Origin of the sequence: Nitrincola sp. (assembly GCF_048264025.1) — a bacterium.
Classification (GTDB): domain Bacteria; phylum Pseudomonadota; class Gammaproteobacteria; order Pseudomonadales; family Balneatricaceae; genus Nitrincola.
Window position 1 is genome coordinate 58,515 of the sequence record NZ_JBLXDN010000019.1, and the last position, 7,687, is coordinate 66,201.

Here is a 7,687-nt window from a genome sequence, read left to right on the forward strand (position 1 = left end):
AACGATAATGAAATACTGGAGGCAACATGGAAATGATCAAAACGCGTGCAGCGGTCGCTTGGGGACCGGGGCAGCCCCTGAGTATTGAAGAAGTGGATCTGATGCCACCGCAAAAAGGTGAAGTGCTGGTACGTATTGTCGCGACCGGTGTGTGTCATACCGATGCCTTTACTCTGTCAGGCGAAGACCCTGAAGGCATTTTTCCGGCCATTCTGGGGCATGAAGGCGCCGGTATTGTTGAAGCGGTAGGCGAGGGCGTCACCAGTGTTGAGGTCGGCGATCATGTGATTCCGCTGTACACCGCTGAATGTGGCAAATGTAAATTTTGTCTGTCGGGTAAAACCAACCTGTGCCAATCGGTTCGTGCTACCCAGGGCAAGGGTTTGATGCCGGATGGCACCACCCGTTTTTATAAAGATGGTAAGCCTATCTTTCACTACATGGGTACTTCGACCTTTGCCGAGCGCACGGTAGTAGCAGAAGTTTCTCTGGCGAAAATTGACAAAGCTGCACCGCTGGAAAAAGTCTGCCTGCTGGGCTGTGGTGTCACCACCGGTATGGGCGCTGTAACCAATACCGCCAAGGTCAAGGAAGGCGACACAGTCGCGGTGTTCGGATTGGGCGGCATAGGTCTGGCGGTCATCATTGGTGCGGTAATGGCCAAAGCCGGTCGAATCATTGCCATAGATCTGAACGAAGACAAGTTTGAGATAGCCAAAAAACTCGGTGCCACCGACTGTGTCAATCCGAGCAAACATGACAAGCCTATTCAGGATGTGATTGTTGAAATGACCGATGGCGGTGTCGATTACTCCTTTGAGTGTATCGGTAACGTTAACGTCATGCGTGCGGCCCTGGAGTGTTGCCACAAAGGCTGGGGCGAGTCGGTTATTATCGGTGTAGCCGGTGCCGGGCAGGAAATATCCACCCGTCCCTTCCAGTTGGTCACCGGCCGGGTATGGCGCGGCAGTGCCTTTGGTGGTGTGAAAGGCCGTTCTGAGTTGCCGGGTTATGTTGAGCGTTTTATGCAGGGTGAGTATGAGTTGGATACCTTTATCACTCATACCATGCCTCTGGAACAGATCAATGAAGCCTTTGAGCTGATGCATGCGGGTAAATCCATCCGCAGCGTGGTGCATTACTGATCTCGATGCCGTCTCCAGCCAAGGGTTGCTTTGGCTGGGTTATCTTCACTCAACAACCACAGGATGTAATATGACTGATAGGCTTGATGAATCACTGGAGTTACTCAGCAGTGTGGTCTGTTTTGGTGGCCAGCAGAATCAATATCAACACCACTCCGCAGTACTGAATTGTACGATGCAGTTTAGTGTGTTTCTGCCCCCTCAGGCTGAACGCCATCCGGTACCTGCACTTTACTGGCTATCTGGGCTGACCTGTACAGATCAGAACTTTGCTACCAAAGCCGGGGCGCAGCGGGTAGCCGCTGAGCTGGGTATGGCGCTGATCATGCCCGACACCAGTCCGCGGGGCGAAGGAGTGCCTGACGATGAAGCGGGTGCCTATGACTTTGGCCTGGGTGCCGGGTTTTATGTCAATGCTACTGAGGCGCCTTGGGCAACACATTACCGCATGTATGATTATATTCTGACGGAGTTGCCCGAACTGCTTGAAGGACTGATGCCCTTGACTGAGTTGCGTGCTATCAGTGGTCATTCCATGGGTGGTCACGGCGCACTGATGCTGGCGCTACGTAATGCAGGGCGCTTTACCTCCGCCAGCGCCTTTTCACCGATAGTGAATCCCAGCGAATGTCCCTGGGGGCAGAAAGCCTTCGGCGCTTACCTGGGCAGTGATCAGTCCAGTTGGAAAACCTATGATAGCGTCGAGCTTATCCGCAGTGGTGCAACGCCGCTACCCTTGTTGGTAGATCAGGGCAGTGCCGATAACTTTTTGGATGAGCAGCTAAAAACTGATCGGTTGATTGCGGTGTGTGAGGCGATGGGCTTCCCGGCTGAGATACGCTACCAGCCAGGTTATGATCATAGCTATTACTTTATCGCCAGCTTTATCGAATCGCATCTGCGTTTTCATGCCAAACACCTTGGGCTGCGCTGATTAGTCGACCTGACGAAAGGGCAATCCTTCACGCAACTGGGCTTGATAGAGTCGCAGTTGCGTGGCCTCCTGAGCCACAAAATCCTCTACGGCGTTGCGCAACCCCGGGTGTTCTATGTGGTGTACCGACCAGGTAGGCACCGGCTCAAAACCACGGGCAATTTTGTGCTCTCCCTGTGCACCTGGATCAAAGCGCTCAAGTCCTTCCGCGATGGCATAGTCGATGCCCTGATAATAGCAGGTTTCAAAATGCAGACTGTCGAAGGCTTCGGTACAACCCCAGTAACGGCCATACAGAGTGCTACTATCACGAAAAAATAGCGCCCCAGCGAGCGTTTTGTCACCCTGGCGGGCAAAACAGAACATAAGCTTGTCAGCGAGTGATTGGCGTAGCTGCTCAAAAAAGGCTCGAGTCAGATAGCCACGACGGCCACGTTTGAGGTGGGTCATTTGGTAAAAAGTCCAGAAGTGTTGCATATCCTGATCGGTCAGATCCTTGCCACTGACCCAGTCGTGCTCAATGCCTTGATCTTGTACTTTCTGACGTTCCTTGCGTAAATTTTTACGTTTGCGTGAGCTGAAATGGCTGAGGTAATCGTCAAAGCTGTGATAGCCGCGGTTAAACCAGTGGTATTGCAGACCCATGCGAGCGGAACAACCCTCTGCCGCAAAGGTTGATCGCAGTGAATCGGTGATAAATAAACCGTGCCAACTACTTGCTGTAATTTGTTGTCCTAGCTGGCGGATACCGGCATAAAAAGCCTGACAGGCTTCGGTGTCTGGTAGTTGACAGCCATATCTGGGCCCTTGTGCCGGTGTATAGGGTATAGCGGTTACCAGCTTGGGGTAATAGTCCAGCCCGTTGCGCTCCCAGGCATCCGCCCAGCTCCAGTCAAACACATACTCACCGTAAGAGTGGTCTTTGATGTACAGGGGCATTACCCCGATCACCTCATCACCGCGTAACAGCTGCATATGCATGGGTTGCCAGCCAGTAGCCGCTGATACCGAGCCTGAGTCTTCCAGCGCCTTGAGAAAAGCGTGCTGGATAAACGGGTAGTCGGTGTTGCAAAGCGCGTCCCAGGTGCTGGCGGGTATCTTGTCTATACTGTCGCAAAAGCGTATTTGATACATGATGTTCTGTCTGGTTTAGTGTAAAAAGTGAATCTAACGAACGCTATACGCTTTAATCCGGCCTTTTATATCATAAGGAGAGTCCAATGGACGAACTGGAACTTGAATTTGAACTCCATCCACGCTTGCAGGCTGATACCTGGGTGCTGGGTGATTTTCCCCTGTGCCGCTTGTTACTCATGAACGATGCCAACTATCCCTGGTTTATTCTGGTGCCGCGCCGCGCAGGTGTTACCGAAGTCTATCACTTGTCAGCCTTGGAGCGCGCCCAGTTGATTGAAGAATCGTCAGCCTTGAGTGAGACCCTGGCCGACTTGTTTATGGCACGCAAGATGAATGTGGCCGCATTGGGTAACATGGTATCGCAGCTGCATCTGCATCATGTTGTGCGCTACGAAGATGATATCGCCTGGCCAGGACCTGTCTGGGGAGTTGCTGAGGCTCGACCCTATACAGCCGAGCAGGCAGAGGAAATTAGTCGGAAACTTGAAGTGCTGTTGGATGGCGAGCTGGCATTCAAATTGGCAAACTAGCACTTCGTGTGCTGTTTTGATCTTAGCGTAACTAACTCTATAGCTTAAAATTTTTTAAGGTTTTGTTGTCTGGTTACCTTGTAAATTATCTGAATAATTAGATAGTCTTGTTGAAATCCTTCAAAACCGGATGGGTATTCCCTTGGCTCATCGGTCAGAACCTAAGGAGAGTGTTTTGGACGATAGTAGAGATCTTGAGCTGATTCTGCGCTCACGAGTACCCTTGGTGGTAGTCGAAACTCATGAAGAGGCCAGGGTGTTGGAGCTGTTGGTGGGTCTTGCTAAGCGCATGATGACACAGCTTTTTCGCTGGTCGGTTACCGAAGGATTACGTCGTCTGGACAAGGATATGGCCGCCCAGCGGCATAATATCGAACCGGCCGTAGTGCTGGGTCATATTCGCACGGCACGCATGCCGGGCCTGTATGTATTACTGGATTTTCATCCTTATCTGAGTGACCCCATCAATGTCCGAATGCTCAAAGATATTGCCCTGGAGTGCGAGGAGTGGGGTGCGACGATCATTCTGCTCAGTCATGAAATAGAGCTGCCGGGTGAACTGACGCGCTACAGTGCCCGGTTTGAGCTTTCTCTGCCAGGTCCAGTGGCACTAAGACGTATGATTAACGAGGTGGCACGTGAGTGGGGCGCACAGAATGCCGGTAAGCGGGTGCGTGCTGATGCCGCGGCTGTGGATAGGTTGGTACGCAATCTGGCAGGGCTGCCGTTGCTAGATGCCCGTCGGCTCATTCGCAATGCGATCTATCTGGATGGCGCGATCACACAGGAGGATATTCCTGCAGTGATGCAAGCTAAGTACCGTCTATTGGAAGGTGATGGGGCGTTGTCGTTTGAGTATGATGCTACCCGTTTTTCCGATCTGGGCGGGATGAAAAACCTTAAGTCCTGGTTGCAGCGCCGGGCGGCCGCTTTCAGTGCATCCCCCCCTCCAGGGTTGGAGCCACCTAAAGGTATTCTGTTGCTAGGCGTTCAGGGGTGTGGCAAGAGCCTGGCCGCGAAATCTGTTGCCGGCACTTTTGGCGTGCCGCTGTTGAGGCTCGATTTCGGCGCCCTGTACAACAAGTATCATGGCGAAACAGAGCGTAATCTGCGTGCGGCTTTAAGTACGGCCGAGGTGATGGCACCTTGTGTGCTGTGGATGGATGAGATAGAAAAGGGTGTAGGGGCCGAGGATGGGGAGGGTTCAGGTCCCTCAAGACGTGTTCTGGGGGCGCTGCTGACGTGGATGGCAGAACGCACTGATCAGGTATTTATGGTCGCAACGGCCAACGACATTTCGGCTTTGCCACCGGAGCTAGTGCGTAAAGGCCGCTTCGATGAGATCTTTTTTGTTGATCTACCCGATGCTGATGCCAGACTGACTATACTTGAGGTGCATCTACGCCGCCGTAATCTGGACCCTGCTAATTTTGATCTAACCCTGCTGGTGTCGTCATCGGAAGGTTTCTCGGGTGCCGAGCTGGAACAGGCGGTGGTGTCTGCGCTCTATGAATCTTATGGCAAGGGTCAGCCGGTCAGTGAGGATATGTTATTGCATGAACTGCTACGTACTCGTCCTCTGTCCGTGGTAATGGCTGAGAAAATTACGGCGCTGCGGCATTGGGCAGCAGCGCGGACTGTCCCGGCGGACTGAGTGCTCTAACTGACAGCTGAGCTGCTTCAGATTAGGGGCCGTGACGCTTCAACACAATAATGAATAGGTCCAGCAAATGCTAAGCTAGGCAAATTCATTCAACTCATGAATTAGGGAGAGGTTTCATGATTTTGCCCCCACAATATCCCGCTAGCTTGAAGCGATGTTTGCCTGCCGTGTCGATAATGACTGTCAGTTTTTGGGTTGTTGCCAGCCTAAGCTCAAGTGCTTGGGCTTCTCAAACCTTTCCTGAGGCTGTGTTACCTATTGAACGCGTTGTGCTTTCCACCTCGGGTGTGGGTTTGTTCCAGCAAGGTGGCAAGGTCGATGGGTCGGTTCAAGTGCAACTTCAGGCCAGTTCAACTGAGATGAACGATCTGCTGAAGTCCCTGGTTTTCTGGGACCAGGGTAATGGCCGAATTCTGGGCGTGAGTTATCCAGGTCAGTCAGCGTTGGATCGTACGTTATCCAGTTTGCGTGTTGATCTATCTGGCAATCCTGGTTGGGTGGAGGTGTTTACTCAATTACGCGGTCAAGCCATTCAGGTTGAAACCCTGCAAGGCAGTCTGTTAACAGGGCGTATCCTTGGAGCCGATAGACGCACCTTGCGAGTGGCTGATCAATTCGCAGAATTAGACTACCTTAACCTGGTAACCGAAACCGGCTTGGAAAGCTTAAGCCTGGATCAGATACGTCGCTTCGAATTGACCGATACGCGTCTGCAAGCCGACCTGAATCGTGCATTAAACGCCTTGGCACAAGATCGCCACAATGAACGCAAAGCCGTCAGTCTTTATCTTGAGGGTGAAGGAGAGCGTGACGTGGCGGTGACCTATGTGGCAGAAGCGCCTGTTTGGAAAACCAGCTATCGTTTATTGCTCGATGAGTCAGACAGTGAAGCGGCTAGCTTGCAAACCTGGGCCTTGGTGGAAAATGCCAGTGACCAGGACTGGCAGAACATTAGTTTGGCCTTAATCAGTGGTCGCCCCCTGAGTTTTATTGAAGATCTTTACCAGTCTCGTTTTATTGATCGACCTGTGTATGAGTCAGTGGCCTTTGAAGGTATAGCTCCGCAAGCCTATGCCCTTGCTCGTGGCGCCGCTCTAGATGAAGAGTTCGTGCCTTTACGCGCCGTAGCCGCAGCCCCTATGCGAGCACCCGCGCCGGCACCGTCACCCAGTATGGAGGCCGCCCCTAAAGCTGGCGCGGTGGCCTCGGTTGAGGGGCAGGATCTTGGCTCACACTTTGAGTATCGACTTGAAAATGTCAGTTTGTCTCGTCAGCAATCGGCGATGTTACCCATTTTGAATGCCTCGGTGGACATAGCGCCAGTTTCCATTTATGACACCAGTGTACATCCTCGCCATCCTTTACGCGGGGCGCATTTAGCGAACACATCCGATAAACCGCTGCCTGAGGGCCCTATGACCGTGATGATGGGGCAAAGCTATGTGGGCGATGCGCGCATTGATCATATTCCGCCCGGGGCAAAGCGGTTCATCAGTTATGCTGTTGATTTAGACCTTCAGGTGCTACCTCAAACAACCCAGCAGGAAACACGGCTGACGCAGGGTAAAATAGAGCAGGGTGTATTGATGTTGCAGCAGACTCGCCAGCGCGAAACGCTTTATCATGTCATCAATGAGTCGGCTCAGGATCGAAATTTAGTGATCGTTCATCCGCGTCAGCGAGGCTGGGAGTTGGATTCCGATGCCGAGCGGCTTGATGAAACAGAGACGCATTATCGGTTAGCGGTAGAGCTGTTAGCACATTCAGAACAGCCTGTTCTGGTAAAGGAGATTAAGGTTGATTGGGAACATTTTCAATTAGCGGCCTTATCAGAAACTCAACTTTTCTATTGGTCAAGTCAGGCACAGTTATCTGCGGCGTTAAAGTCTCAGGTTGAACGGGCGGCGAGCCTTCGTCAAGCTTGGTCTCGTGCTGAGCGTAGCCTGCAAGATCAAAAAGGAGCTATAGAAACCATTTATCAAGAGCAGGCACGCATTCGGGCGAACCTTGAAGTGCTGGAGCCAGGGTCTGCGCTTTACCAGCGGTTAGTGAATCAGCTCATCGAGCAGGAGGATGAACTGCATAGCTTAAATGCTTCGGTTAAACAGGCTGAGGCAGAGGTTCGCCTAGCAAGAGAGGCCTTTGATGCCTTTATTGCGCAACTGTAAGTAACATGATTTTGTGAAGGGATTCTATGAAAGCCTGAATTCAACTATTAACTGCAACACCCGCTCATATTCTGTTGCAATTGCTCTTTAAATATTACGTCTGGTTGAAT

The 7,687-nt window shown here is 52.0% G+C and carries 6 protein-coding genes; 5 read left to right on the forward strand and 1 reads right to left on the reverse strand.

The annotated features are described in order from the left end of the window. The first annotated feature begins 26 nt into the window (after positions 1–26). Entirely contained in the window at positions 27–1,145 is a 1,119-nt protein-coding gene (locus ACN0R1_RS14035; protein WP_417583904.1) for an S-(hydroxymethyl)glutathione dehydrogenase/class III alcohol dehydrogenase, read from the forward strand. Between the two features lie 70 nt (positions 1,146–1,215). Next, positions 1,216–2,079 (forward strand): S-formylglutathione hydrolase, encoded by an 864-nt coding sequence (fghA, locus tag ACN0R1_RS14040; protein ID WP_417583906.1) that lies wholly within the window; start codon positions 1,216–1,218, stop codon positions 2,077–2,079. On the opposite strand, the gene ACN0R1_RS14045 is transcribed toward fghA, so the two are convergent. Then, positions 2,080–3,213, reverse strand: a complete 1,134-nt coding sequence (locus ACN0R1_RS14045; RefSeq protein ID WP_417583908.1) for a GNAT family N-acetyltransferase — start codon at positions 3,211–3,213, stop codon at positions 2,080–2,082. Between the two features lie 86 nt (positions 3,214–3,299). Between ACN0R1_RS14045 and ACN0R1_RS14050 the strand changes: the two genes are divergently transcribed. The 3 genes from ACN0R1_RS14050 to ACN0R1_RS14060 all read left to right on the forward strand — a co-directional run bounded on the left by ACN0R1_RS14050 (position 3,300) and on the right by ACN0R1_RS14060 (position 7,577). After that, positions 3,300–3,746, forward strand: a complete 447-nt coding sequence (locus ACN0R1_RS14050) for an HIT domain-containing protein (RefSeq protein ID WP_417583910.1) — start codon at positions 3,300–3,302, stop codon at positions 3,744–3,746. A 175-nt stretch (positions 3,747–3,921) separates the two neighbouring features. After that, positions 3,922–5,400 carry an AAA family ATPase gene (locus tag ACN0R1_RS14055; protein ID WP_417583912.1) on the forward strand — a complete coding sequence of 493 codons (1,479 nt, stop codon included), beginning with the start codon at positions 3,922–3,924 and terminating at the stop codon, positions 5,398–5,400. 185 nt (positions 5,401–5,585) lie between these two features. After that, positions 5,586–7,577, forward strand: a complete 1,992-nt coding sequence (locus tag ACN0R1_RS14060) for a hypothetical protein (RefSeq protein ID WP_417583914.1) — start codon at positions 5,586–5,588, stop codon at positions 7,575–7,577. Positions 7,578–7,687 lie beyond the last annotated feature (110 nt).